Source organism: Streptomyces sp. YPW6 (assembly GCF_018866325.1).
Taxonomy (GTDB): domain Bacteria; phylum Actinomycetota; class Actinomycetes; order Streptomycetales; family Streptomycetaceae; genus Streptomyces.
The window spans coordinates 1,482,494-1,508,736 of sequence record NZ_CP076457.1 but is presented as its reverse complement, the minus strand read 5'-3'; the positions used below and the strand labels follow the sequence as shown (position 1 = coordinate 1,508,736).

20 protein-coding genes are annotated in these 26,243 nt (G+C 71.2%); 14 read left to right on the top strand and 6 right to left on the bottom strand.

All coding sequences use genetic code 11. From position 1 onward, the window contains the following. The first annotated feature begins 45 nt into the window (after window positions 1-45). Window positions 46-2,937, top strand: a complete 2,892-nt coding sequence (locus KME66_RS06565; RefSeq protein ID WP_216320033.1) for a vitamin B12-dependent ribonucleotide reductase — start codon at window positions 46-48, stop codon at window positions 2,935-2,937. A 352-nt stretch (window positions 2,938-3,289) separates the two neighbouring features. Here KME66_RS06565 and KME66_RS06560 read toward each other — a convergent pair whose 3' ends face one another. The 3 genes from KME66_RS06560 to KME66_RS06550 form a co-directional block, all read right to left on the bottom strand. Beyond that, window positions 3,290-4,027 carry a hypothetical protein gene (locus KME66_RS06560; RefSeq protein ID WP_216320030.1) on the bottom strand — a complete coding sequence of 246 codons (738 nt, stop codon included), beginning with the start codon at window positions 4,025-4,027 and terminating at the stop codon, window positions 3,290-3,292. A 507-nt stretch (window positions 4,028-4,534) separates the two neighbouring features. Continuing rightward, window positions 4,535-5,071 carry a TerD family protein gene (locus tag KME66_RS06555; RefSeq protein ID WP_216320027.1) on the bottom strand — a complete coding sequence of 179 codons (537 nt, stop codon included), beginning with the start codon at window positions 5,069-5,071 and terminating at the stop codon, window positions 4,535-4,537. Between the two features lie 272 nt (window positions 5,072-5,343). Further along, a complete protein-coding gene (locus KME66_RS06550) occupies window positions 5,344-5,568 on the bottom strand; it encodes a hypothetical protein (protein WP_216329811.1) in 225 nt (74 codons plus the stop codon). Window positions 5,569-5,656: 88 nt separating this feature from the next. Here KME66_RS06550 and KME66_RS06545 point away from each other — a divergent pair, with 88 nt between their 5' ends. The 6 genes from KME66_RS06545 (at window position 5,657) to KME66_RS06520 (ending at window position 11,756) form a co-directional block, all read left to right on the top strand. Next, a complete protein-coding gene (locus tag KME66_RS06545; RefSeq protein ID WP_073228158.1) occupies window positions 5,657-6,262 on the top strand; it encodes a YdbC family protein in 606 nt (201 codons plus the stop codon). 301 nt (window positions 6,263-6,563) lie between these two features. After that, on the top strand, window positions 6,564-7,223 hold the full coding sequence (locus KME66_RS06540) for a histidine phosphatase family protein (protein WP_216320024.1): 660 nt from the start codon (window positions 6,564-6,566) through the stop codon (window positions 7,221-7,223). A gap of 12 nt (window positions 7,224-7,235) precedes the next feature. Continuing rightward, entirely contained in the window at window positions 7,236-8,144 is a 909-nt protein-coding gene (locus KME66_RS06535; protein ID WP_216320021.1) for an ADP-ribosylglycohydrolase family protein, read from the top strand. 189 nt (window positions 8,145-8,333) lie between these two features. Then, complete coding sequence (locus KME66_RS06530) at window positions 8,334-10,160, top strand: DUF4153 domain-containing protein (RefSeq protein ID WP_216320006.1); 1,827 nt, start codon at window positions 8,334-8,336, stop codon at window positions 10,158-10,160. A gap of 187 nt (window positions 10,161-10,347) precedes the next feature. Next, window positions 10,348-11,058: a ribonuclease HII gene (locus KME66_RS06525; protein WP_216320003.1), complete on the top strand. Its 711-nt coding sequence runs from the start codon at window positions 10,348-10,350 to the stop codon at window positions 11,056-11,058. Between the two features lie 62 nt (window positions 11,059-11,120). Then, entirely contained in the window at window positions 11,121-11,756 is a 636-nt protein-coding gene (locus KME66_RS06520) for a hypothetical protein (protein WP_216329123.1), read from the top strand. Window positions 11,757-11,873: 117 nt separating this feature from the next. On the opposite strand, the gene KME66_RS06515 is transcribed toward KME66_RS06520, so the two are convergent. Both KME66_RS06515 and KME66_RS06510 read right to left on the bottom strand, forming a co-directional pair. Beyond that, a complete protein-coding gene (locus tag KME66_RS06515; RefSeq protein ID WP_073228142.1) occupies window positions 11,874-12,521 on the bottom strand; it encodes a hypothetical protein in 648 nt (215 codons plus the stop codon). Between the two features lie 214 nt (window positions 12,522-12,735). Then, the gene (locus tag KME66_RS06510) at window positions 12,736-14,907 is read right to left on the bottom strand and encodes a RecQ family ATP-dependent DNA helicase (RefSeq protein WP_216320000.1); all 2,172 of its coding nucleotides are present in this window, start codon (window positions 14,905-14,907) and stop codon (window positions 12,736-12,738) included. 110 nt (window positions 14,908-15,017) lie between these two features. Between KME66_RS06510 and KME66_RS06505 the strand changes: the two genes are divergently transcribed. From KME66_RS06505 to KME66_RS06480, 6 genes are all read left to right on the top strand, one after another. Beyond that, complete coding sequence (locus tag KME66_RS06505) at window positions 15,018-16,445, top strand: DUF4192 domain-containing protein (protein ID WP_216319997.1); 1,428 nt, start codon at window positions 15,018-15,020, stop codon at window positions 16,443-16,445. A gap of 135 nt (window positions 16,446-16,580) precedes the next feature. Continuing rightward, a complete protein-coding gene (locus KME66_RS06500) occupies window positions 16,581-17,339 on the top strand; it encodes an NUDIX domain-containing protein (RefSeq protein ID WP_073228131.1) in 759 nt (252 codons plus the stop codon). Window positions 17,340-17,484: 145 nt separating this feature from the next. Then, the gene (locus tag KME66_RS06495; RefSeq protein ID WP_216319993.1) at window positions 17,485-19,218 is read left to right on the top strand and encodes an ATP-binding cassette domain-containing protein; all 1,734 of its coding nucleotides are present in this window, start codon (window positions 17,485-17,487) and stop codon (window positions 19,216-19,218) included. 160 nt (window positions 19,219-19,378) lie between these two features. Further along, entirely contained in the window at window positions 19,379-20,266 is an 888-nt protein-coding gene (locus KME66_RS06490) for a FadR/GntR family transcriptional regulator (RefSeq protein WP_178379141.1), read from the top strand. Window positions 20,267-20,584: 318 nt separating this feature from the next. Beyond that, window positions 20,585-22,132, top strand: a complete 1,548-nt coding sequence (locus tag KME66_RS06485) for an RNA polymerase sigma factor (protein ID WP_073228321.1) — start codon at window positions 20,585-20,587, stop codon at window positions 22,130-22,132. Between the two features lie 164 nt (window positions 22,133-22,296). Next, the gene (locus tag KME66_RS06480; protein ID WP_216319992.1) at window positions 22,297-23,127 is read left to right on the top strand and encodes a trypsin-like serine protease; all 831 of its coding nucleotides are present in this window, start codon (window positions 22,297-22,299) and stop codon (window positions 23,125-23,127) included. Between the two features lie 287 nt (window positions 23,128-23,414). Here the strand turns inward: KME66_RS06480 and KME66_RS06475 are convergent, their stop codons facing one another. After that, entirely contained in the window at window positions 23,415-23,645 is a 231-nt protein-coding gene (locus KME66_RS06475; RefSeq protein WP_073220510.1) for a hypothetical protein, read from the bottom strand. A gap of 447 nt (window positions 23,646-24,092) precedes the next feature. On the opposite strand from KME66_RS06475, the gene KME66_RS06470 reads away from it, so the two are divergent. Further along, window positions 24,093-26,219 carry a type IIA DNA topoisomerase subunit B gene (locus KME66_RS06470; protein WP_073220513.1) on the top strand — a complete coding sequence of 709 codons (2,127 nt, stop codon included), beginning with the start codon at window positions 24,093-24,095 and terminating at the stop codon, window positions 26,217-26,219. Window positions 26,220-26,243 lie beyond the last annotated feature (24 nt).

The following is a 26,243-nucleotide window of genomic DNA, read 5'->3' as shown; positions in this document are numbered from 1 at the left end:
GATCTGGGCACTTCAGGGCGTTTTCGCCCACATATGGGAGGCGGCATGACAGAGACGGCGAGCGGCCCGGCACGAGGTTCCCGCACCAAGGGCGCCAAGGCGAGCAAGGGTCTGCGTATCGAGCGCATCCACACCAACCCCGGCGTGCACCCGTACGACGAGGTGGAGTGGGAGCGCCGTGACGTCGTCATGACCAACTGGCGCGACGGCTCGGTCAACTTCGAGCAGCGTGGCGTCGAGTTCCCCGACTTCTGGTCGGTGAACGCGGTCAACATCGTCACCAGCAAGTACTTCCGCGGGGCCGTCGGCACCCCGCAGCGCGAGACCGGCCTCAAGCAGCTGATCGACCGGATCGTGAAGACGTACCGGAAGGCCGGCGAGGACAACCACTACTTCGCCTCTCCCGCGGACGCCGAGATCTTCGAGCACGAGCTGGCCTACGCCCTCCTGCACCAGGTCTTCAGCTTCAACTCCCCGGTCTGGTTCAACGTCGGCACGCCCCAGCCGCAGCAGGTCTCCGCCTGCTTCATCCTGGCCGTCGACGACTCCATGGAGTCGATCCTCGACTGGTACAAGGAAGAGGGCATGATCTTCAAGGGAGGCTCCGGCGCCGGCCTGAACCTCTCCCGTATCCGCTCCTCCAAGGAGCTCCTTTCCTCTGGCGGCAACGCCTCCGGCCCGGTGTCGTTCATGCGCGGCGCCGACGCCTCCGCCGGAACGATCAAGTCGGGCGGCGCCACCCGCCGCGCGGCCAAGATGGTCATCCTCGACGTCGACCACCCCGACATCGAGAACTTCATCGAGACCAAGGTCAAGGAGGAGGAGAAGATCCGCGCCCTGCGTGACGCGGGCTTCGACATGGACCTGGGCGGCGACGACATCACGTCCGTCCAGTACCAGAACGCCAACAACTCCGTCCGTGTGAACGACGAGTTCATGAAGGCGGTCGAGTCGGGCGGCAAGTTCGGGCTCCGTGCCCGGATGACCGGCGACGTCATCGAAGAGGTCGAGGCGAAGTCCCTCTTCCGCAAGATGGCCGAGGCTGCCTGGGCCTGCGCCGACCCGGGCATCCAGTACGACGACACCATCAACGCCTGGCACACCTGCCCGGAGTCCGGCCGGATCAACGGCTCGAACCCGTGCAGCGAGTACATGCACCTGGACAACACCTCGTGCAACCTCGCCTCGCTGAACCTGATGAAGTTCCTCAAGGACGACGGCCTGGGCAACCAGTCCTTCGAGTCCGAGCGCTTCGCCAAGGTCGTCGAGCTGGTCATCACGGCGATGGACATCTCGATCTGCTTCGCCGACTTCCCCACGCAGAAGATCGGCGAGAACACCCGCGCCTTCCGCCAGCTGGGCATCGGTTACGCCAACCTCGGCGCCCTCCTGATGGCGACCGGCCACGCGTACGACAGCGACGGCGGCCGTGCGCTCGCCGGCGCCATCACCTCGCTGATGACCGGCACCTCGTACAAGCGCTCCGCCGAACTGGCCGCGGTCGTCGGCCCGTACGACGGCTACGCCCGCAACGCCGAGCCGCACCAGCGCGTCATGAAGCAGCACGCCGACGCCAACGCCAAGGCCGTCCACATGGACGACCTCGACTCCCCGGTCTGGGCCGCCGCGACGGAGGCCTGGCAGGACGTGGTCCGGCTCGGCGCGAAGAACGGCTTCCGCAACGCGCAGGCCTCGGTCATCGCGCCCACCGGCACCATCGGTCTCGCGATGTCCTGCGACACCACCGGTCTGGAGCCCGACCTCGCCCTGGTCAAGTTCAAGAAGCTGGTCGGCGGCGGCTCGATGCAGATCGTCAACGGCACGGTGCCGCAGGCGCTGCGCCGCCTCGGCTACCAGCCCGAGCAGGTCGAGGCGATCGTCGCCCACATCGCCGAGCACGGCAACGTCGTCGACGCCCCCGGTCTGAAGACCGAGCACTACGAGGTCTTCGACTGCGCGATGGGCGAGCGCTCCATCTCCGCGATGGGCCACGTCCGGATGATGGCGGCCATCCAGCCGTGGATCTCCGGCGCGCTCTCCAAGACGGTGAACCTCCCCGAGAGCGCCACCGTCGAGGACGTCGAGGAGGTCTACTTCGAGGCGTGGAAGATGGGCGTCAAGGCGCTCGCGATCTACCGCGACAACTGCAAGGTCGGCCAGCCCCTCTCCGCCAAGACCAAGGAGAAGGAAGAGGTCACCGCCAAGGCCGAGGAGACCATCCGCGAGGCCGTCGAGAAGGTCGTCGAGTACCGCCCGGTCCGCAAGCGTCTCCCCAAGGGCCGTCCCGGCATCACCACCTCCTTCACGGTGGGCGGCGCCGAGGGCTACATGACCGCCAACTCCTACCCGGACGACGGTCTCGGCGAGGTCTTCCTGAAGATGTCCAAGCAGGGCTCGACCCTCGCGGGCATGATGGACGCCTTCTCGATCGCCGTCTCGGTCGGCCTGCAGTACGGCGTTCCGCTGGAGACGTACGTCTCGAAGTTCACCAACATGCGCTTCGAGCCGGCCGGTATGACGGACGACCCGGACGTGCGGATGGCGCAGTCGATCGTCGACTACATCTTCCGCCGCCTGGCGCTGGACTTCCTGCCGTTCGAGACCCGTTCGGCCCTCGGTATCCACTCCGCCGAGGAGCGCCAGCGTCACCTGGACACCGGCAGCTACGAGCCGTCGTTCGAGACGGAGGAGCTGGACACGGACAGCCTGGCCCAGTCGGCCCCGGTCCACGCCGAGCCCCTGAAGGCGGTCCCGGCGCCTGCGGAGTCCGCCGCGAAGACGACGCCGAAGACGGCGCACACCTCGGCCGAGCTGGTCGAGATGCAGCTCGGCATCAGTGCCGACGCCCCGCTCTGCTTCTCCTGCGGTACGAAGATGCAGCGCGCCGGCTCCTGCTACATCTGCGAGGGCTGCGGCTCGACGAGCGGCTGCAGCTGAAGCCGCTCGGAATCGCGTCTGATGCGGCGCTGGGCAGCTGCTGCTGAGGACGCGAGTCCGCACATATGAGAGGGCGCCGGCCATCGGGTCGGCGCCCTCTCCGTCCATCCCGGACCGGCCGTGTTCAGGGCGATGCGCGACTGCCGGGTCATGCGGCAGCGGACCAGCTGGGTCAAGGCACGAACGGTCCGGGCCCGCGTCGCCCCGGACCGACACTTCGCGGCCTCGACGAACGATCCCAGGGGCAGGGGCAGGGGCAGGGGCAGGGGCAGGGGCAGGCCGCAGAGGCCGAAGTGCCTTGCGGCCACACACCCACCGCTACGACTGCTGAGTCGGCCCGGACCGGCCCGGCTCAGCAGTCGTAGCGGTGGGTGTACGGAGTGCCGGGGCAGGCGCGGCAGACGAAGAAGTACATGCCGCCGAGGTCGCCCAGGCACATGTCGTGCCCGAAGGTGTCGAGGGCGCCAGGATCGGCCTCGGCCTGCCAGGACGGGGCCGCGGATATCCCCTGGCGTGGGTCCCGGTCGTCCAGGGGGAGCCAACGGCCCATGCCCGGCTCGGTCGCGGTGACGCTGAGCAGGTGTTCCATGCGCGTCCCGCAGCCCGCGCAGTGCGGCCAGTCGGGCGGCTGGGTCCACCCCGGGTAACCGCCGACCTTGCTCTGCTGCGTGGTGGCCACCTCGAAGTAGCAGTAGCCCTGCTTCTCCTTCAGGTCGTCGAACCGCTCGTCGAGCAGATCGGAGAGCTCCTCCGGCAGGTCCCCGTTCGGGTACTCCACGGCCGCGGTGGGGGACACCGTGCACGGGCGGGGCAGGTAATCCTCCTCCACGGTGTGCGGGCGCGGCGGCTCCCCGGCAGCGGTGCCGGCGGCCGTCAGCTCCGTGCTGCGCCAGAGCAGCCGGGGGTTGGCCGCGTACTGGTCGTCCTCGTGGACGAGCGGGCACCAGAGGATCTGCAGCAGGTCGGTACCGGCCGGGAAAGCGAGGCCGGGCACATCCCGCGCGTACAGCTGCACGACCGGGACCATCGCCACGGGTTCGGGCCCGACGGGCGCGTCGAGCGGTTTGTAGTGGCCCGGTTCCGCGCACATCGGCCAGGGCTCGTCGGCCGGCCACAGCAGCGGCCCGCCGATGGAGCTGTCCCCCGGGCCGGGCTGCCCGGCCCGGGGGTAGAGGAGGGTGACGTCGCGCGACGTACCGGTCAGCTCCGGAAAGACCGCCTCGACGTCGAAGGGAATCGGCGCCAGCGGCCTGGGGCCGGTCGGCCGGGACCGGCGGGTTCCTGCGCGGTGCGCCCTGACGGCATGGCGTCTCCTGCTCCTGGTGGTCGTACGCCGCCGACCCTAGCCCGCACCTCCGACAGTCGGCGTGTCCGTCCCCACCACACTGGAGGCTGCGTGCGCTCCCCGATCGGGAACCGGATGCCGGGGAAGAGCGCATCCCGGGAACAAGTGATCTCCGCCCGTACCGGACGCGCGTGGGTGGGCGGGACCGCACGGGACCCAGCTGACCCGCGACGGGCGAGACGGGCGAAGGGGACCGGCCACTCGCCGGTCCCCTTCGCCTTACCACCCCGGGTTGTCCGGAACTGGCCGCTGTCAGCCCTCGGCGGCCCGGCTTCCCATCGCGGCGGCGAACGTGTCGGGCTCGCCGTCGTAACCGCGGACGGCCGACCGGAAGCCCCAGAGGCCCGCGCTGTCCCGGGTGAACTCCCCGATGACTGCCGCAGTCGCCCACGCCACGTCGGAGAAGTCGTTCTCCGCCAGCTTCGTGTAGCCCTCAGCGATCTCCATCGCCGTGTTCTCTATGGCGCCGAAGGTTTTGTGCCCCTCGCGCTGCTGGATGGCGACGCCGACCACCACTCGCCCGTACCGCTCGGCCAGCCGGTCCAGCTCGATCGTCATGACCTCGTCGAAGCCGAAACCCTGCCCGGTCCGGCTGTCCCGGTTCAGCGTGATGGTGCCGTCCGGGGAACGGCTGTCGAAGTGGACGAGATAGGCGGGGGCACCGTACGGATCGTCGGCCGGGTAGGTCGCCGCGATGATGTCGAGATCGTTGGGCGCCTCCCCGTGCGGACTGGGGTCCCATTTGACCCGTACCTCGACCTTGTCGATGTCCTTGTTCGGAGTGCTCAAGAAAATCCCCTCCCGGCCGACGGCCCTTGGACCGTTCTCATCGCCCGATACACGACTGACCCGATCATGTACGGAACCGGCCGCTGAACCAACTGCCCAGGAATCGGACGGCGGATTCGGGCCATCTGCAGTCCGAAGTCCGAAGTCCGAAGTCCGAAGTCCGAAGTCGGAGTCGGAGTCGGAGTCGGAGGGGCGAAGTCCGAAGCCGCACTCGGAACCGGGAGGTCCGGCGTGCGGACCCGACGCCCGGCCCGCGCGGCGCAGACCGCGCCTCAGTGAGGAATCCTGCGCGGTGGGCGCTGCCGGACCTCCTCGCGGAACACCTCGACCGCGCTGAAGGTGAGGTTGGCGAGCTGGACCTCCTTGCCCTGGTGCATCAGCGAGAGCGCCAACGGCAGACCCGCGTTGACGTCGAACCCCCCTCCCGCTCCCGCGACGAGGATGCGCCGGGCGGAGGCGAGACGGTCGAACAGGGGATGGGCGTGCAGCGTCGTCATGGTGATCATCGTGGGAGCGGAACGGCCGGTTCGCGTGCACTCCCCGGGACCGTGACGCGTGCCACGTTCCGCGCCGTACGATGGCGCGGTGCTGGTGAAGTGGATTCGCTGTTCCGTGGTGGACCGTCATGGTTTCGAACGGGGGCAGCGGAAGTGGGCGGGGCTGGTCGGTGAGCCGGGATTCCGGGGACAGAGCGGCGGGTGGAGCCGAACGCGCCCCGATGTCGCCCACGTCTTCGCGTTCTGGGAGAACCGCGTCTTCTACGACTCCTTCATGGCCCGCGGGCACGACCGGCTCGCTGCCGGGCAGTCGGGCATGTTCCGCGATATGCAGGTCACCCTCTTCGAGCGCCGCTTCGACGTGAAGACGGGCTTCGAGCCCCACTTCGCGGAGGCCGACGTCGCCAGGATCGCGCACAGCCGGGTGCACGAGGACCGCGCCGAGCATTTCGTCCTGATGCAGCAGCAGGTATGGAATCCCGCCATGGCGGGATCGCCCGGCATGCTGCGCGGTGTGTTCGGTGAGGCACCGGGCAACGAGTTCCTGGCACTCTCCCTGTGGAAGTCGAACGCCGAGCGCGGCAAGTACCGAGCGGCCGGAGCCGAGCGTCTGGCGGCCCGCGCGCAGACCGAGACGGACGTGATCGCGCTGACGGGGGACGTCGTGGACCTGGAGCTGTCCTGGACGGTGTGACCCGGGTGGTCCCGTTCCCGGGCGGGTGCGACCGGGGCGGCCTGCTCATGGGCGGTGCGACCGGGACGACCCCTTCCGGGATGGGCGCGACCGGGGCGGTCTGCTCCCGGGCGGTGTGATCCGGGCTGCCTGATCAGGGGCGCTGTGACCACGACGACCCGTTCCGGGACGGGGGCCGGCCGGGACGGCTCGTTCCCGGGCGGTGTGATCGGGGCGGTCTGTTCCGGGTGGTGTGCCCCAGGTGGCCCGCTCCGGCTGCCCCGACCGATCGCGCGGGTCCGATCCGTTCTAGGCTCGGGACATGGCACGACCGCAGCGCATCGTCCTCGTCCGCCACGGCGAGTCCGAGGGCAACGCCGACGACACGGTGTACGAGCGGGAGCCCGACCACGCGCTCCGGCTCACCGCCACCGGTCTGCGGCAGGCCCGCGAGGCCGGGGAGCGGCTGCGCGAGCAGTTCGGCGACGAGCGGGTGAGCGTCTACATCTCCCCCTACCGCCGCACCCACGAGACGTTCCGGGCCTTCGATCTCGATCCGGCACGCGTCCGGGTCCGCGAGGAGCCCCGGCTCCGCGAACAGGACTGGGGAAACTGGCAGGACCGGGACGACGTACGGCTGCAGAAGGCCTACCGGGACGCCTACGGGCACTTCTTCTACCGCTTCGCCCAGGGCGAGTCCGGCGCCGACGTCTACGACCGGGTCGGGGCGTTCCTGGAGAGCCTGTACCGGAGCTTCGAGGAGCAGGACCACCCGGAGAACGTCCTCCTGGTCACCCACGGACTGACGATGCGGCTGTTCTGCATGCGCTGGTTCCACTGGTCGGTCGCGGAGTTCGAGTCACTGTCGAATCCGGGCAACGGCGAGACGCGGACCCTGCTGCTGGGCGAGAACGGCCGCTACGCCCTCGACCGGCCCTTTCAACGCTGGCGGGCCCCTGAACCGTACGGCCGCACCGGTTAGAGTGGCTGTGCGATGACCGCTGACTCTGCTTCCGCGAGGCGCTTCGAACGCGCCCTGGCCAGCCTGCGTGGGCTGTCCGTGGGAGACGCCCTGGGCTCCCAGTTCTTCGTTCCGGCCAACTACCCCCTGCTGAGACAGCGGGCCCTGCCGCCCGGCCCCTGGCAGTGGACCGACGACACCGAGATGGCCTGCTCGATCCTCGCCGTGCTCGCCGGGCACGGCCGTATCGACCAGGACGCGCTGGCCCGCTCTTTCGCCGAGCGCCACGACTTCGACCGCGGCTACGGCCCCGCCGTCAACCGGCTCCTCAGGCTCGTGCGGGAGGGCGGCGACTGGCGGGAGCTGTCCTCGGCGCTGTTCCAGGGCCAGGGCTCCTGGGGCAACGGTTCCGCGATGCGCATCGCCCCGCTCGGCGCCTGGTACGCGGACGACCCGGAGCAGGCGACGCACCAGGCGGAGATCTCGTCGTACACCACCCACCAGCACCGCGAGGCCGTCGTCGGCGCCATGGCCGTGGCCGCAGCGGCCTCGCTCGCCGCTGCCCCCGGCGGCCCGCCGAGCCCCGAGGACCTCCTCGACGGCGTCATCGCGCTCGTGCCCCGCAGCGCGGTCGGCGCGGGGCTGCGCCGGGCCCGCGACATGCTGGACTACCACGACGCGGGGACGGTCGCCGCCGTTCTCGGCAACGGCCGCCGGACCAGCGCCCACGACACCGTGCCGTTCTCGCTCTGGTCCGCCGCCCGACGCCTCGGCAGCTATGAGGACGCGTTCTGGGTGACGGCGCAGGCGGGCGGCGACGTCGACACGACGTGTGCCATCGTCGGCGGTGTCGTCGCGTCGGGCGAGACCGGAGCGCCGCCCTCCGACTGGCTGGCGCAGACGGAGGAGCCGCCGGCGTGGCTGTCCCTCGCCCCCCGGTGACAGCCCCGCTCCGCTGCTCATCTGTCACGGTCCTGCCACAGGATCACTCTGCGTATCTGCGAACGCGAGTTCGGGACTAATCTTTCGGCCACGCCACCCCTCGTTGATCTTGGGTGCGCGCGCCGAATGAGACACCGGGCCGTGCGTCGGCTGTGGGCCGTGCCCCGGCATCGGTGGGGGAGGGGTCCCATGTCCGATCAGCCGTCCGAGGCGTCCAGACCGCCGGAACAGTCACCGGAAGCCGGTGCGCAGCAGCAATCCGAACCCAATCCGGAACCGGAACCGGAACGCAAAGGGCAACCGAAACCGGAACCGGAACGGAAGCCGAAACCGGAATCTCCGGCGCCCGCCGCGCCCGCCGCGCCCGCCGCGCCCGCCGCGTCCGACAAGACCACCGCGACCGCCGGTGCGCCGTCCCGCGTCGGCCCACCGGCAGCCGGACCCGGTAACCCCTGGCAGAACACGGCCGGCGCGCCCGGAGGCAAGGACAGCACGGAGGACGGCGTGACGGCCCGGCTCCGGCCCCCCGCTCCGCCCCTGATCCGTCCCGCCGTGCTCTGGTCGGTCCTGGCCACCGCCGTCCTGAGCGCGCTCCTGCTGGGCGACGGACTGGGGGTGAACCTCCTGATCGTGGCGGTGCCCGCCGCGCTGGCCGCCTTCTTCGCCGCACGGTCGGCGGGCCGCCGCCTGCGGCCCTGGACCGCGACGTGGGCGATCGGCGGCCTCGCACTGCTGGTCGTACCCGCGCTCCGGGACGCGGGCCTGCCCACGTTCCTCGCCGTGGTGTCCGCCTTCGCGCTCGGCTCGCTGGCGCTGCACGGCAGCCGCAGCTGGCCGGGCGTACTGATCGGCTCGCTCGGCCTGTTCGACTCGATCGTCCCCGGCATCATCTGGGGCGTACGCGGGATACGCACCCGCGCCGACGGCTCCCGGGCGCGCTGGGGTGCGGCCCTGCGCACCACGGTCGTGGCCTTCGTGCTGCTGGTGGTCTTCGGGACGCTCTTCGCGAGCGCGGACGCGGCGTTCGCGGACCTGCTGGGCAGCCTCATGCCCGAGGCCTCGTTCGCCGAGGGGCCCTGGCGGATCTTCCTGTTCGCGCTCGGTCTGGCCGGTGCGCTCGGCGCCGCGTACGCCGCTGCGGCCCCGGTCCGCTGGGACGGGATCACCCTGTCGCCCGGCACACCGCGGGGGCGGGTCGAATGGGCTCTTCCGCTGATCGTGCTGAACCTGCTCTTCGCCGCGTTCATCGCCCTCCAGCTGGTCGTCCTCCTCGGGGGCTACGAGAAGGTGCGGGCAGAGACCGGGCTCCAACACGCCGAGTACGCCCGCCAGGGCTTCTGGCAGCTGCTGTGGGCCACCCTGCTCACCCTCCTGGTCATCGCCCTGGCCCTGCGCCGGGCTCCGCGCGGCGGCAGCCGGGACCGGACGCTGGTGCGCGCCGTCCTCGGCCCCCTCTGCGCCCTCACCCTTGTCGTCGTCGCCTCCGCGCTACGCCGCATGGACCTGTACGTCGACGAGTACGGCCTCACGAGGCTGCGGATATCCGTCGCCGCGATGGAGCTCTGGCTCGGAGTGGTGTTGCTCCTGATCCTGGCGGCCGGGATCTTCGGGGCGCGGTTCCTGCCGCGGGCCGTCGCGGTGAGTGCGGCGGCCGCGGTCCTGGCGTTCGGGCTGCTCTCGCCGGACGCACTGATCGCCGAGCAGAACGTCCAGCGCTTCGCATCCCACGAGTCCGCCGGCATCGACATCGCATACGTCAAGGGTCTCTCCGCCGACGCCGTACCGGCCCTGGACCGCCTGCCCGAACCGGAACGCTCCTGTGCGCTGCGGATCATCCAGCGTGAGGTCCTCCACGCCGACAGCCCCTGGTACGCGACGAGCTGGGGAGAGGCGCGGGCCGAGGAGATTCTGGAGAAGCGCCCGGTGCAGGGCGACGGCCGGGACTGCTACCGCCTGGGCACGGACGGGGTCCGCGACGGCTACGAACCGGATGACGACGGCTACGACCCGTACTGAGCGACGGCCCTCCGCACGGCAGCCCCGCTCCCGGCCGGCGACACCGCTGAGCCCGTGGGCCCGCCGAACTCCGCTGCGTTCGGCGGGCCCACGGGCTCCTCGAACCTGCCCTCGGTGGCTGATTCGCCGTACTCACGGTGCCCCGGGGTGTTGCTGTCGTGGCTCTCGGCGTACGCTGGCTGGCGCCATGCCGTACGAACCACCCACGCACACCGTCGAGCGCTCGATTCGCGCTACCACCGGTGCCAGGACCGTCGCCGGTGTCGATGAGGTCGGACGCGGAGCGTGGGCCGGACCCGTCACCGTGTGTGCGGCGATCACCGGTCTGCGCCGACCGCCCGAAGGTCTCACCGATTCCAAGCTGTTGACCCCGCGGCGGCGCGCCGAGCTCGAACCCGTCCTGCGCGGCTGGGTCACGGCCTACGCCGTGGGCGACGCCTCGCCGCAGGAGATCGACGACCTGGGAATGACCGCCGCTCTGCGGCTCGCCGCCGTGCGCGCCCTCGAAGGGCTGCCGGTCCGTCCCGATGCGGTGATACTCGACGGCAAGCACGACTACCTCGGCGCTCCCTGGAAGGTTCGCACCGTGATCAAGGGCGATCAGTCCTGTATCGCGGTCGCGGCGGCCTCGGTGATCGCCAAGGTGCACCGTGACCGGATGATGGCCGAGCTGGGTGCCGCGTCCGGGGACTGCGAAGACTTCGCCTTCGACGCCAACGCGGGGTACCCCTCGCCCGTGCACCGGGCCGTACTGGAGGAGCGGGGGCCCACGGCCCACCACCGTCTCTCCTGGTCGTACCTGGACGGGCTGCCCCGGTGGCAGCACCTGAAGAAGGTCCGTATTTCCGCCGAGGCGGCCGCACTCGAAAGCGGGGGCCAGCTCGGCTTCGAATTCTGATCGCGCACACGCGCCCTCTCGACCATGCCGCCGATACCGGCGTTCACCTCAGACCACTTTTCCTGCCTCTGATCTCCGAGGAGCCTCAGATTCCCGAGAGCGCCCAGGGTCCCCGCGTCACGCCGGCCGCCGGCCGCACCGCGCCGACCCCTCGCCCTGTCCCCGGCCCGCGTTCAGCGGCCACCCCGCGTCCCGGCCGTCCGGGCCCCGGTCCCGCGCGACCCGCGCCCCCGGCGCAGCGCGCCCACCCGACCCCGACGGCTCCCGCGCCTGCCTCTGCTCGTCCGAAGCCGGCCGAGAACCGTTCCGCACCGCAGATCCAGCTGATCCCGGCCCCGGCGGCCGGTGCGCTGGACGCGGCCGAGGAAGCCGTCGACCTGCTGCTGGAGTCCGGTCGCGCACCGGGCGACATCCTGGTGCTCACCACCGGCGAACAGCACCCGTGGGCCGCCCACGAGCTGTCCTTCGGCGAAGCCGCCTACTGGGCCCAGCACGACGCCGGCGACGACGTCTTCTTCGCCGACGTCTCCGCTGCCGGCCGGGCGGCGTCCCGGACCGTGGTCGTCGTCGCGGTCAACGGTGACGACGACCGGACCGTGGCGCGCACCCTGCCCGCCGCACGCGACCGGGCCGGCGCGCTGCTGATCGTCTGCGGAGACCCGCAGACGATCAACTCCGCACTCGGCGCCGGGGTCTGACGGGCGTCCCCCGGCCGCCCGCCCGGGCGGCCGGGGGACACCGCCGTCGGATCTCCCGGCCGTGACCGGGTCTGCCGGTCGACGAACAGCGCCGTCCGGCAGGTGGTCGGCGTTGTCTCAGCGGGCCGCCGTGCGACGCAGTGCCTCCACCGCTCCGCCGCCCGACCGGGTCGGGGCGCTCCGGTGGTCGCCGAGGGCGACGGTGTCAGCCAGGAGCGAGGGCTCCGACAGCGAGCTGGGCCGCCGCCCACCCCTGCCCTCGCCGAGTACCTGCCAGCCCCCGCGGGTCAGCGTGATGTACGCGCCGCAGCGCAGCCCGTGCAGGGTGCAGGCGTCCCGGAGGCCCCACATCCACGCGCCGTCCTCCTCGGTCCACCGTTCGTCTCCGTCACGGCAGTAGAGAAGAACCGCGGTACGGACCGGCGTACGGCGGCGCAGATCGTGCGGGATCACCCGCCGCAGCTGCGCCAGCAGGGCGTTGCGGAACTCCCAGCCGTCCGCGGCAGCCGTCGGCCGCCGGGCGAACGAGGCGCTCGCCGTGAGCCGTTCCTCATGGTCGAGGACCGCGACCACCGCGGTGGCCGGAGTCGGCCGGTGGCGGGAGTGCAGCCCGCTGACGACCTCCCGGGGGCTGCGCAGCAGAGGGATGCCCGCGGAGGCCCACTCCGCCGGTTCGAGCATCCGGGCTAGGCGGTTGACGGAGTCGGCGGAAACCGAGGACGCTGATGTCGACGTGGCTGAGGACGGGGCGAATCCGAAGGTCACGGTCCTCCCTTCGCTACGCGCCCACGGTGCGGGCAGGGTCGAGTGAGGGCGCGCCGCGGCACAGCCCTTCCGGGCCCGACGAGAACTGTGCGGGGGCGCTCCCAATTCTCCCTGGCCTACCGGCAAGCGGCAACGAGCAATTACTGCGGCTGACGGGAATCAGCCGGAATGACACTGATATCCCTGCCCAGACCCGACCGGGATGACTCCCCCGTCACCCCTGAACCGCGAGGACCAGCGGAAACACCCCCTGAGCTCCGGCCCGCCGCAGCAGGCGCCCCGCCACGGCCAGGGTCCAGCCGGTGTCCGACAGGTCGTCCACCAGTAGAACGGGGCCGTCGGCTGCCGCCAACGCCGCCGCCAGCTCCGACTCCACGACGAGGGTCTCGTGCAACGCCCGCACCCGCTGCGCGCTGTTGGTCCGGGACATCCGCAGCTCTTCGGAACCCGGCGCGTAGGCCACCGTGCCGAGAAAGGGCATCCGGCCGATCTCGGAGATGCGCCTGCCGAGCGACTGCACCAGCTGCGGCCTGTGGTGTGAGGCGACGGTCACCACACCGACCGGCCGCGGAGCCGCGTCAGCCGATCCGGAGGCCCAACCGCCCGGCCCCTTCGCCCAGTCGGCGAGCACGGTGACCACGGCGTCCGTGACATCGTCCGGCACCGGAGCGTCCGGAGCCTGCGCCGCCAGCATGGGGCGCAGCCGGTTGCCCCAGCCGATGTCGGAGAGCCGGCCCAGGGCCCGGCCGGCGAAGGACAGCTCCCCCGCGGGGATCCGCCCCTTGAGATCGACGCCCACCGCGGGCAGGCCGGTGGGCCACATCTTCCGGGGATCCACCTCCACACCGGGCCGGCCCAGCTCGTGGCGGGCCCCGTCCAGGGCCGCGGTGGAGACCTTGTCGTCGAAGCGGATGCCCGCGCAGTTGTCACAGCGCCCGCAGGGCGCGGCCTCCTCGTCGTCCAGCCGCAGCCGCAGGAACTCCATCCGGCACGCCGTCGTCGAGGCGTAGTCGCGCATCGCCTGCTGCTCCGCCTCCCGCTGTCGGGCGACCCAGGCGTACCGCTCGGCGTCGTAGACCCAGGGGGCGCCCGTGGAGGTCCAGCCGCCCTTGACGCGCTTCACCGCACCGTCGACATCGAGCACCTTGAGCATCGTCTCCAGGCGAGTCCGACGCAGATCGACCAAGGGCTCCAGGGCGGGGAGCGAGAGGGGCCGCTCCGCGTGGGCCAGCACGTCCAGGGTGCGTCGCACCTGCTCCTCGGGAGGGAAGGCGACCGAGGCGAAGTACTGCCAGATCGCCTCGTCCTCCTTGCCGGGGAGCAGCAGTACCTCGGCGTGCTCCACACCGCGCCCCGCGCGCCCCACCTGCTGGTAGTAGGCGATGGGGGAGGAGGGCGAGCCCACGTGCACGACGAAGCCGAGGTCGGGTTTGTCGAATCCCATGCCCAGCGCGGACGTGGCGACCAGGGCCTTGACCCGGTTCGCCAGGAGATCGTCCTCGGCCTGCTGCCGGTCGGCGTTCTCGGTCCGCCCGGTGTACGAGGCCACCGCGTGCCCGTTCTGGCGCAGATAGGCGGTGATTTCCTCGGCTGCCGCCACGGTCAGCGTATAGATGATTCCGGAGCCGGGAAGCTCGCCCAGATGGTCGCCCAGCCAGGCCAGCCGGTGCGCGGCATGGGGCAGTTGCAGCACGCTCAGGCTCAGGCTCTCCCGGTCGAGCGGTCCCCGCAGGACCAGCGCGTCGGTGCCTGCGCCGGTGCCCAGCTGCTCCGCGACGTCCGCCGTCACCCGGGCGTTGGCCGTCGCGGTGGTGGCGAGGACCGGGACTCCGGCCGGCAGGTCGGCGAGCATGGTCCGCAACCGCCGGTAGTCGGGCCGGAAGTCGTGCCCCCAGTCGGAGATGCAGTGGGCCTCGTCGACCACCAGGAGCCCGGTCGCCGCCGCCAGCGCGGGCAGCACCTGGTCGCGGAAGTCGGGGTTGTTGAGCCGCTCGGGGCTCACCAGCAGGACGTCGACCTCGCCTGCCGCCACCTCGGCCCGGACGCTCTCCCACTTCTCGGTGTTGGACGAATTGATCGTGCGGGCGCTGATCCCTGCCCGGGCCGCCGCCGCGACCTGGTTGCGCATCAGTGCCAGCAGCGGTGAGACGATCACGGTCGGACCGCCGCCCCGAGCGCGGAGGAGCGCGGTCGCCACGAAGTAGACGGCGGACTTGCCCCAGCCGGTGCGCTGCACCACCAGAGCTCTGCGTTTGTCGGCGACGAGCGCCTCGATGGCCACCCACTGGTCCTCGCGCAGCGCGGCCGTACCGCTGTCGTCGCCCACCAGGCGGGCGAGGACGGAATCGGCCGAAGCCCTGAGCGCTGCACGGTCTGCGTTGGTCATGCCCCCATGCAACCCGATGTCTACGACAAACCGCGAACGCGGGCACGAGCCTGTGGATAACGTTATCCACAGGGGTCGCGGGATTCGGCGGGGCGCGGGACCGTCGAGCCATGAACAAGCACCACGAATCCACCGGCCCCGCCGGGGAGCAGCAGATCACCCTGCGCGGTCCCGCCGACCTCGCCGACGCCCTCCCGTATCTCATGGGCTTCTACCCCAACGACAGCGTCGTGATGGTGGCCCTGCACGGAGGCCAGGGCCGGTTCGGAGGCCGGCTGCGCCTCGGGATTCCGCAGGCGCCCGGCGAATGGGGGCAGGTCGCCGACGAGCTGGCGCAATGCCTGGTCTCGGGGAGCGAGCGTCGCGAAGGACGGCCCGACGCGATGGTGATCTTCCTCTGCCAGGACTCGCCGGACGGTGCGAGCGGCCGGCAGACCATGGAGCGGCTCAGGCCGTTCGCGCAACGTCTGCGCACGGCGTGCGGAGCGCTCGACGTCCCTGTTCTCGAAGCGCTCTGCCTTTCCGACGGCCGCTACTGGTCCTACTGCTGTCCTGACCCACGATGCTGCCCCGAACAGGGGAATCCCCTGGCCATGCCCGGCACGACGGTGATGGCCGCGGCCGCGACCTACGCGGGCATCCATGTGCGGGGCACGCTGCGCGACATGGAGGCGCGGCTCCAGCCCTGGCGCACCCCGGCAGCCGTGCGGGCGCAGGAGAGGGCCCTGGACACGGCCGGACCGGCGCTGCTGCCGAGGCTTCTCGACGAGCGGGCCAGGCGGGAGGTCGCGACGGAGACGCTCCGGCTGGCGCGCAGGCTCATGGACCGGATCGAGGACGCGCAGCCCGCGCCGCCGGGGCTCTCGGACGCCGGGGACGACCAGTTGATCGGTTCCGACGAAGCCGCCGCCGTCATCCTCGGGCTCCAGGACCGCGAGACCCGGGACAGGGCCGCCGCATGGATGGAGGGGCCTGAGGCCCAGTCCGCCCTGAGGCTGTGGCGGACGCTGGCACGGCGCTGCGTCGGTCCGTACGGGGAGCACGCCGCGGCTCCGCTCACCCTTGCGGGCTGGGTCTCCTGGTCCACGGGCGACGAGCCGGGCGCCCGGGTCGCCCTGTCCCTGGCGTTGCGTGCCGATCCGCACTACACCTTCGCCCAACTGCTGCACCGGGCCTGCAACGAGGGACTCGATCCGGAGGCGCTGCGCCGCTGTCTGCGGGAGGCGGCGGACCCCGATGCGGAGCAGCCGGGTGCCGACCCGGGGCCACCTCGCGTCGGCACGGAGCAGCCGGGCGCCGACACGAAGGCGGTGCAGGGGGCCGGTGCCGACCGGGGCGCCACCCCTCTGCATGTCCGCACGGTCCGCCCGCTGCCCGAGCGTGAACGCCGGCGGGCGCGCGCTCCCCGGCCTCCGGGGGCCGAGCGGCGCAAGGCGTTCCCCGGATCGACCCGCCCCCGGCTTCCGGCGGCCGGGCCGCGGGCACGCGAGGCCCGGCGGTACGGACGTCGCGGCAGCAGGGCGCGGCGGCATGACTGACCGTCCTGTCGGCCGGTCGCTCCCGGCAAGCCGCGGCGCGTCCCGGTACGGCTTGCCGGGAGCGGTGGCACCCCGATTGATCACGAGCCTGCAGAAGGGAGTGTTTATCGTCAGGCAGACGACTATGATCGCGGCATGCCGCCCTACGACCCGTCGACCTTCCCGCCCTTCGCAGTCACCGTCGACCTGGTCGTGCTCACGGTGCGCCGTCACGCGCTGTGCGCGCTGGTCGTCCGCCGCGGAGAGACGCCGTTCCAGGGCCGATGGGCGCTGCCCGGCGGTTTCGTCAGGTTGGACGAGGACCTGGGCTCCGCGGCAGCGCGCGAACTCGTCGAGGAGACCGGCCTCTGCGCGCATGATCCGGCGAAACCGGCCGTGGGCAACGGAGCGCATCTGGAACAGCTGGCCACCTACGGCGATCCGGCGCGCGATCCCCGGATGCGGGTGGTCAGCGTTGCCCACCTCGCCCTCGCACCGGACCTGCCCGCGCCCCGGGCGGGCGGCGACGCCAACAGCGCCCGCTGGGCACCGGTCGAGGATCTGCTGCACCCCGGCACCGGACGGGAGGGCGAGCAGACCGCGCCGCTGGCCTTCGATCACGCGCGGATCCTGGCCGACGGGGTGGAGCGGGCCCGCTCCAAGATCGAGTACTCGTCGCTGGCCACGGCGTTCTGCCCGCCCGAGTTCACGGTCGGCGAGCTGCGCCGGGTGTACGAAGCGGTCTGGGGCGTGGTCCTCGATCCTCGCAACTTCCACCGCAAGGTCACCGGGACGCCCGGATTCCTGGTGCCCTCCGGCGGGACGACCACGCGGCAGGGCGGACGGCCCGCGCAGCTCTTCCGGGCCGGGGCGGCCACGGTGCTCAATCCGCCGATGCTGCGGCCCGAGGTCTGAGTTCCCGGTCGTTCCCCCACTCCGGCCCCGCGGAGCGCCCGTCGGCCCGCCCCTGCGCAAAAAGTCGGAAATGTCGCGTTATGTTGCTGCGGTACCCCCTTGCCGCCGAGCGGTCTCACCGTCCGCGAGAGACGCGAGAGAAGCGATGCTTCAGGCCATCGGACTCACCAGTACCCCCCGTCGCGACGCTCCGCCCGCCGTGAACGATCTGACCTTCGAGGCTCCTCCCGGCCGGGTCACGGCCCTGCTGGGCGCCCCCGGCTCGGGCAGGACCACGGCCCTGCGGCTGATGCTCGAACTGGACGCGGGACGGGGCGTCGCCTACTTCCGGGGGCGGCCACTGCACCGCATCGCCCACCCGGCACGGGAAGTGGGCGTGCTGCTCGGCGACGTACCGGGCCACCCCGCCCGGACCGCCCGGGGCCAGCTCCGGATGCTGTGCGCGGCCGCGGGCGTGCCCGCCACCCGGGCCGACGAGGTGCTGGAGGTCGTCGGGCTCGCCGGACTCGGGGACCAGCGCCTGGGGACCCTGTCGGTGGGGATGGACCGCCGCCTCGGCCTCGCCTCCGCGCTGCTGGGAGATCCGCACACCCTGGTCCTGGACGAACCGGCGGACGGGCTGTCTCCCCGGGAGAACAGCTGGCTGTACGGGCTGCTGCGCGCGCACGCGGCACAGGGCGGCACGGTCCTCTGCACCACCGGCGACCCCAAGGAGGCGGCCCGCACCGCCGATCGTGTCGTCACCATCGGCGGCGGACGCCTCGTCGCCGACCAGGACGTCGCCGACTTCGCCCGCACCCGGCTCCGGGCCCGCGTCGCCGTCCGCACCCCGCACGCGGCCCGACTGGCGGCCGTGGTCAGCCGGGAGGCCCGAGCGGCGCAGCGGTCCGTCGAGGTGGTCGAGGAAGAGGGCGGCCGGCTGACGGTGTACGGCAGCAACTGCGCGGAGATCGGTGACACCGCCTACCGGCACGGCGTCCCCGTGCACCGGCTCGCCGACGAGATCGGCGACACCGGTCCCGCCGGTCCGGCGGCCGGGGGAGCGGAGCGGGAGGACGCTGCCGCAGCCCTGTCCCAGTTGCCGTCCCCGATCAGGGTGCGGCCCGCGCGCGGCCCGTTGCGCCCGCTCCGCTACGAACTGCGACGCTCGCTCGGCGTCCGGACGACGACCATGATCATGGCGACTGTTCTGGTCGCGTCGGCTGTGATGTCCCTTCTGCTCGCCCGTACCGACGGCACCTCCCTTCCCCGCGTGCTCGCCGCCTGGCCCGCGCTGCTGCCGCTCCCTCCCGCCGCGCTCGGCGCGGGTCTGCTGGGGGCGCTGTCGTTCGGGGACGAGTTCCGCTATCCCGCGCTCGCCGCCGCCCGCGGCACCGTGCCCCGGCGGCTCGGGCTGCTGTTGGCGAAGCTCATCGTGACCGGGGGCTTCGCTCTGCTGCTGGCGGCCCTCGCCGTGCTGGGCGGAGCGCAGAGCCTCCGGCTCGTGTACGGACCGGACTTGATCGACATCCCTCCGAACGCCTTCGCGCTGGGTGCGAGTTGGGTCGGTCTGACGGTCGGCTGTGCCTGGGCGGGACTGCTGGCGGCCGGTGTCTTCCGGGTGGCCGGTGCGGGGATCGCCGCGGTGCTGGCCGTGCCGGTGCTGGTCGTTCCGCTGGTGCAGAAGATCTTCGCGGTGCCGTCCGCACGATCGGTCGCCGGGCTCCCGGGGCGGTTGCGTGAACTGGCCGGGTGGCAGCTGCCGCAGGATGTGGACCACTGGATCCTCGCCGTCGCGCGGGTGGTCGCCCAGCCCGTCGGTACCGCGCTCGCCTTGTCGTTGTCGGCCCTGATCTGCGCGTATCTGTTCACCAGCCTTCGCGGAAAGGCGCGTTGGTGATCGCCGCCGCTCCATGCCGACGAGAGGGGTCGGCAACTCCCTGAAGAATGACTGTTTTGTGCGCATATGGCGTCAATTGCGGCGCGGGCGCCGATCACCCTTTCGTGTGCTTTTCACCAAAGACCTCAAGGGGTGGGCGAGCCGCGCCGACAAAGGATGCGTGAGTACCCTTGCGCACACCATGATGACCGCCGCCCGCACCGCCGATTCCGGCCTGGCCGGCTCGGGCGAACTCGACCGCTATCCCTACCCGGAGGCGCAGGCCGGCGAGCGTGCCGCGACCCGTTCCTGGGGCGGCGCCGATTCCGAGCTGGGACGGGCGAGCCGACGGGGCTCGGCCAGCCGGGGGCGCGGTCTCCACGGCCAACTCGTCCAGCAGCTGGGCCAGATGATCGTTTCCGGCGACCTCGGTGCGGACCGTCCCCTCGTACCCGAGGAGATCGGTCAGCGGTTCGAGGTCTCCCGCACCGTCGTCCGTGAATCCCTGCGCGTCCTCGAGGCCAAGGGGCTGGTCAGCGCGCGTCCCAATGTGGGGACGCGGGTCCGCCCGGTCAGCGACTGGAACCTGCTGGATCCCGACATCATCGAATGGCGCGCCTTCGGGCCGCAGCGGGACGATCAGCGCCGGGAGCTGGCCGAGCTCCGCTGGACCATCGAGCCGCTCGCGGCCCGCCTCGCGGCCGGGCACGGTCGCGACGACATCCAGCAGCGACTCGCCGACATGGTCGAGATCATGGGGCACGCGATGGGGCAGGGGGACACGATCACCTTCTCCCGTGCCGACGCAGAGTTCCACGCGCTGCTCATCCAGGCCGCGGGGAACCGGATGCTCGAACACCTTTCCGGCATCGTCTCGGCCGCCCTCCATGTCTCCGGTGGTCCCGTCACCGGCTGTGACCGTCCCGGCGAGACCTCCATCGCCCACCACGCGCGGATCGCCGACGCCCTGGCGTCGGGCGACGCCGGAGCCGCCGAGGCCGCCATGCGTCAACTGCTCGTCGTCCATCCCGACGTCGAACGAGTGGTTCCGGCACCGCGCGAGCACTGACCGGGCGGCGAGCACCGGGCCCGGTGCCGCCGGGCCGCACGGGTCCGGCGGCACAATGGAGGGGGATGCGGCCTTTGGCCCCGTTCGTCGTACATGAGGTGTGACTCGGGCCACGCGGATTGGCCGTAACACTCCTCGAAGCAGCGCGATGACTTAAGAGGTGAGCGCAGCGGAAGGAATACAGCAGCCCTGGGGCGCGCTGTTTCAGTTCTGAGGCCAAGCCCGCGCCGTCGACGACATCCCCAGTCGGCGGTCGTCGGTTCCAGCCCCCTCCAGGGCAGGGCCGGAAGCCGTTTCCATCGTTCCGAGAGGTTGTTCGTGTCGGCCAGCACATCCCGTACGCTCCCGCCGGAGATCGCCGAGTCCGAATCTGTGATGGCGCTCATCGAGCGGGGAAAGGCTGATGGGCAGATCGCCGGCGATGACGTGCGTCGGGCCTTCGAGGCTGACCAGATTCCGCCAACCCAGTGGAAGAACGTTCTGCGCAGCCTCAACCAGATCCTCGAGGAAGAGGGTGTGACGCTGATGGTCAGTGCCGCGGAGTCGCCGAAGCGCGCCCGCAAGAGCGTCGCAGCGAAGAGCCCGGTCAAGCGCACCGCCACCAAGACCGTCGCGGCGAAGACCACCGTGACCAGGACCGTCGCGGCCCCCGCCGCCCCGGCGGCCGAGAGCGCGGACGCGGTGGCCGACGACGCCGTCGTGGCCGCTCCGGCGAAGAAGGCGGCGGCCAAGAAGACCGCTGCCAAGAAGACCGCAGTGAAGAAGACGGCGGCCAAGAAGACCGCCGCGAAGAAGTCCGGCAAGCAGGACGACGAGCTCCTCGACGGCGACGAGCCGGTCGAGGAGGTCAAGGCCGGCAAGGGCGAGGAAGAGGAGGGCGAGGGCGAGAACAAGGGCTTCGTCCTCTCCGACGACGACGAGGACGACGCGCCTGCCCAGCAGGTCGCCGTCGCCGGCGCCACCGCCGACCCGGTCAAGGACTACCTGAAGCAGATCGGCAAGGTCCCCCTCCTCAACGCCGAGCAGGAGGTCGAGCTCGCCAAGCGCATCGAGGCCGGTCTCTTCGCCGAGGACAAGCTGGCGAACGCCGACAAGCTCGCACCGAAGCTCAAGCGCGAGCTGGAGATCATCGCCGAGGACGGCCGTCGGGCCAAGAACCACCTCCTGGAGGCCAACCTCCGTCTGGTGGTCTCCCTGGCCAAGCGCTACACCGGCCGCGGCATGCTCTTCCTGGACCTGATCCAGGAGGGCAACCTCGGTCTGATCCGCGCGGTCGAGAAGTTCGACTACACCAAGGGCTACAAGTTCTCCACGTACGCCACCTGGTGGATCCGTCAGGCGATCACCCGCGCGATGGCGGACCAGGCCCGCACCATCCGTATCCCGGTGCACATGGTCGAGGTCATCAACAAGCTCGCGCGTGTGCAGCGCCAGATGCTCCAGGACCTGGGCCGCGAGCCCACCCCGGAGGAGCTGGCCAAGGAGCTCGACATGACCCCCGAGAAGGTCATCGAGGTCCAGAAGTACGGCCGTGAGCCGATCTCGCTGCACACCCCCCTCGGTGAGGACGGCGACAGCGAGTTCGGTGACCTGATCGAGGACTCCGAGGCGGTCGTCCCGGCGGACGCGGTCAGCTTTACGCTCCTCCAGGAGCAGCTCCACTCGGTGCTGGACACGCTCTCCGAGCGTGAGGCCGGCGTGGTCTCGATGCGCTTCGGTCTCACCGACGGTCAGCCGAAGACGCTCGACGAGATCGGCAAGGTCTACGGGGTGACGCGTGAGCGCATCCGTCAGATCGAGTCGAAGACGATGTCGAAGCTCCGGCACCCGTCGCGTTCCCAGGTGCTCCGCGACTACCTGGACTAGAGCGCGGAAGGCGGTTCGCCGAGGCGGCACGCCGAAGATCCACCGGCCGAGGGCCCGGAACCCCCCAGGGGATCCGGGCCCTCCGGCGTGTCTCCGGGGCCGGACGCGGACTGCCTGGATCACGCTGGGTGAAACGATGTGTCGCCTCAGTGTCAGGAGCCTCCATGCCCCGTCCCCTCGCCCGTGCCCTGACCGGGGCGCTCGCCCTGACCGCCGCCGCGGCCGTGCTGCCCCTCGCCGCCCCCTCCGAGGCGGTCGCGGAGAGCGTCATCGTCGGCGGACGGCCCGCCCCCGTGGCGGACAGTCCCTGGGTCGTGGCGCTGTCGAGCCGGGACCGGTTCGGAGGTGCGCGCTCCGGGCAGTTCTGCGGCGGTGTGGCCGTGGCCCCCACGAAGATCCTGACGGCTGCCCACTGTCTGAGTGACGAGGCGCTCGGCGGACCGGCGACACGGGTGAAGGACCTCCTCGTCATCGCCGGCCGGGAGCGGCTGAGCGATGCAGGCGGCCGGGAGATCCCGGTCCGGCGCATCTGGGTGAATCCGGCGTACGACCCGGTCTCCAACGCGGGCGACCTCGCGGTGCTGACCCTGTCCGGCGCCCTGCCCGAGGGCACCACTCTTCCGATGGCCAGGAGTGGGGACGCCGCCTACCGGGCCGGGACCGCCGCGGACGTCTACGGCTGGGGCGACACGACGGGCAGCGGCACCTACTCCTCCGTGCTGCGCTCCGCCCGGGTCCAGGTCCTCCCCGACGCCGACTGCGCGCGGGCCTACCCGGGCGGCCGGGAGGGTACGTACAGGGCCTCGGCGATGCTCTGTGCGGGTGAGCCCGTCGGGGGCCGGGACGCGTGCCAGGGCGACAGCGGCGGGCCGCTGGTGGCCCGTGGACGGCTCATCGGCCTGGTTTCCTGGGGCAGCGGCTGCGGGCGTCCGGGCAGCCCCGGGGTCTACACGCGGGTCTCCGCCGCCGTGGAGTGGGCCGCGGGCCGCCTCTGAGCGGCACCGGGGCGCCCCGGGCGGGCGCGGACCCGGCGCGGGCCTTACCCGGCACGCTCGGTCTCGCGGGTCTTGGACCGTCGCGCCCGCTGCGCGGCCGTGCCGCACGCGAGGCGCACGGGCGGGTGCCGGGGCCCCGCGGGAGGCCGTGCGGGCCCCGGAGAGGGCCACGCGCGGCCTCGACGGCCCCGTACCGGCCTCACAACGAGAACGGGCGGCTTCCCGGTGGGGAAGCCGCCCGTCGGCCGGTCCTGGACCGGCCCCTGGCTCGTCGTGGATGCGAGGTGTCAGTGGTCCTCGTCGGCGGTAGCCGTCTGCACGGCGGTGAGCCGATCCGTCTCATCCTGTATTTCCGCGGCGATCTTCTTGAGTTCCGGCTCGAACTTGCGTCCGTGGTGGGCGCAGAAGAGCAGTTCACCGCCGCTGATCAGAACGACGCGCAGATAGGCCTGGGCGCCGCAACGGTCACAGCGGTCTGCTGCGGTCAGCGGGCTCGCGGGGGTCAGAACAGTAGTCACGTCGCCTCTTCTCTAGCTCGACGAGCTGTCGTACCAGGGTCAACATCCAACCAGGCCGAAAACGTTCCCGCTCGTGGCTTTTCTTCGAAACTTCTTCTCGGTGTGGCTGTCTGTTGCCGGTTGGCGGCGAATGTGCCGTATGCGGAGCGCTACGGTTTCGCATTGCTTGTCTAGGGGGTGGGTCCCGCCGGCCGGCTTGCCGGTTTGTTCATGAGGACGTGCCCGGAGCCTAAATGGTTCATGCGTCGAAGGGAACGTGATGTGCACGTCACCCCGACGAATGATCGAACATCCATGCGAGCCTGGATGAGGCTCGACTAGCATGAGGATTCCCCGAGGGTGGCGTTACAACCGCTCTACCAGGCCTCTGTAGGCTCTCAGCGGCAACCGACGCCCAGCCCGATACCCACGGGGGCCCCAGATGAAATTCAGCGAGGAGCGAACCGCGTGACCGCCGAAACGTCCGTGCCGTCCACCGCGATGCTGGCCGCAGCAGGAGGCGACCGGGACAGCTCCAACTACACCGCGCGGCACCTTCTCGTCCTCGAAGGCCTCGAGGCCGTCCGCAAGCGCCCCGGCATGTACATCGGGTCCACCGACAGCCGTGGCCTGATGCACTGCCTCTGGGAGATCATCGACAACTCCGTCGACGAGGCCCTGGGCGGCTACTGCGACCAGATCGAGGTCATCCTCCACGACGACGCCTCCGTCGAGGTCCGGGACAACGGCCGAGGCATCCCGGTCGACATCGAGCCCAAGACGGGCCTCTCCGGTGTCGAGGTCGTGATGACCAAGCTGCACGCCGGAGGCAAGTTCGGCGGCGGCGCCTACGCGGCCTCGGGCGGTCTCCACGGCGTCGGCGCCTCCGTCGTCAACGCCCTCTCCGCCCGCCTGGACGTCGAGGTCGACCTGCACAGCGCGACTCACTCGGTCAGCTTCCGGCGCGGCGTCCCCGGCATCTTCACCGAGCAGGGACCGGACAGCCCCTTCGATCCGTCGGGCGGCCTCCGCAAGGGCAAGCGCATCCCCAAGACCCGTACCGGTACCCGGGTGCGGTACTGGGCGGACCGGCAGATCTTCCTCAAGGACGCCAAGCTCAACCTGGAAACGCTCCACCAGCGGGCCCGCCAGACCGCCTTCCTCGTCCCCGGCCTGACGATCATCGTCCGTGACGAGCGGGGCATCGACGGCGAGGGCAAGACGGAGGAGACGTTCCGCTTCGACGGCGGTATCAGCGAGTTCTGCGAGTACCTGGCGCAGGACAAGGCCGTCTGCGACGTCCAGCGGTTCAGTGGCAGCGGCACCTTCAAGGAGACCGTCCCGGTCCTCGACGACCGGGGCCACATGATCCCCACGGAGGTCACCCGCGAGCTCGGCGTCGACATCGCCCTGCGCTGGGGAACCGGCTACGACACCACCATCAAGTCGTTCGTGAACATCATCGCCACCCCCAAGGGCGGCACCCACGTCACCGGGTTCGAGCGTTCCCTGACCAAGACGGTGAACGAGGCGCTGCGCTCCGCCAAGGTGCTGCGGGTCGCCGAGGACGACATCGTCAAGGACGACGCCCTCGAAGGGCTCACCGCCGTCGTCACCGTGCGGCTCGCCGAGCCGCAGTTCGAGGGGCAGACCAAGGAGGTCCTCGGCACCTCGGCGGCCAACCGGATCGTCGCCAACGTCGTGGCCAAGGAGCTCAAGGCGTTCCTGACGTCGACGAAGCGGGACGCCAAGGCGCAGGCCAGGGCGGTGCTGGAGAAGGCGGTGGCCGCCGCCCGCACCCGGATCGCGGCCCGGCAGCACAAGGACGCCCAGCGCCGCAAGACCGCGCTGGAGTCCTCCTCGCTGCCCGCCAAGCTCGCCGACTGCCGCAGCGACGACGTCGACCGCAGCGAGCTGTTCATCGTCGAGGGGGACTCGGCGCTCGGCACCGCCAAGCTGGCCCGGAACAGTGAGTTCCAGGCGCTGCTGCCGATCCGGGGCAAGATCCTCAACGTCCAGAAGTCGTCCGTGTCGGACATGCTGAAGAACGCCGAGTGCGGCGCGATCATCCAGGTCATAGGAGCCGGGTCCGGGCGGACCTTCGACATCGACGCCGCCCGCTACGGCAAGGTCATCATGATGACCGACGCCGACGTCGACGGCTCCCACATCCGCACCCTGCTGCTGACCCTCTTCCAGCGCTACATGCGCCCGATGGTCGAGGCGGGGCGGGTCTTCGCCGCGGTGCCGCCGCTGCACCGGGTCGAGCTGGTCCAGCCCAAGAAGGGCCAGGACAAGTACGTCTACACCTACTCCGACAGCGAACTGCGCCAGACGCTTCTGGAGTTCCAGCGCAAGAACATCCGGATCAAGGAATCGATCCAGCGCTACAAGGGTCTCGGAGAGATGGACGCCGACCAGCTGGCCGAGACGACCATGGATCCGCGCCACCGCACGCTGCGGCGCATCAACATCGGTGACCTGGAATCCTCCGAGCAGGTCTTCGACCTGCTGATGGGCAACGAGGTCGCGCCCCGCAAGGAGTTCATCACCAGCTCCGCCGCCACCCTGGACCGCTCGCGCATCGACGCCTGACACCGCCCGTCCCGCACGGCCCCC

Coding starts and splice junctions, on each gene's coding strand:
- KME66_RS06565 (WP_216320033.1), top strand. CDS start 46: ATGACAGAGACGGCGAGCGGCCCGGCACGAGGTTCCCGCACCAAGGGC.
- KME66_RS06560 (WP_216320030.1), bottom strand. CDS start 4,027: ATGTGCGCGGAACCGGGCCACTACAAACCGCTCGACGCGCCCGTCGGG.
- KME66_RS06550 (WP_216329811.1), bottom strand. CDS start 5,568: ATGACGACGCTGCACGCCCATCCCCTGTTCGACCGTCTCGCCTCCGCC.
- KME66_RS06540 (WP_216320024.1), top strand. CDS start 6,564: ATGGCACGACCGCAGCGCATCGTCCTCGTCCGCCACGGCGAGTCCGAG.
- KME66_RS06535 (WP_216320021.1), top strand. CDS start 7,236: ATGACCGCTGACTCTGCTTCCGCGAGGCGCTTCGAACGCGCCCTGGCC.
- KME66_RS06530 (WP_216320006.1), top strand. CDS start 8,334: ATGTCCGATCAGCCGTCCGAGGCGTCCAGACCGCCGGAACAGTCACCG.
- KME66_RS06525 (WP_216320003.1), top strand. CDS start 10,348: ATGCCGTACGAACCACCCACGCACACCGTCGAGCGCTCGATTCGCGCT.
- KME66_RS06510 (WP_216320000.1), bottom strand. CDS start 14,907: ATGACCAACGCAGACCGTGCAGCGCTCAGGGCTTCGGCCGATTCCGTC.
- KME66_RS06505 (WP_216319997.1), top strand. CDS start 15,018: ATGAACAAGCACCACGAATCCACCGGCCCCGCCGGGGAGCAGCAGATC.
- KME66_RS06500 (WP_073228131.1), top strand. CDS start 16,581: ATGCCGCCCTACGACCCGTCGACCTTCCCGCCCTTCGCAGTCACCGTC.
- KME66_RS06495 (WP_216319993.1), top strand. CDS start 17,485: ATGCTTCAGGCCATCGGACTCACCAGTACCCCCCGTCGCGACGCTCCG.
- KME66_RS06480 (WP_216319992.1), top strand. CDS start 22,297: ATGCCCCGTCCCCTCGCCCGTGCCCTGACCGGGGCGCTCGCCCTGACC.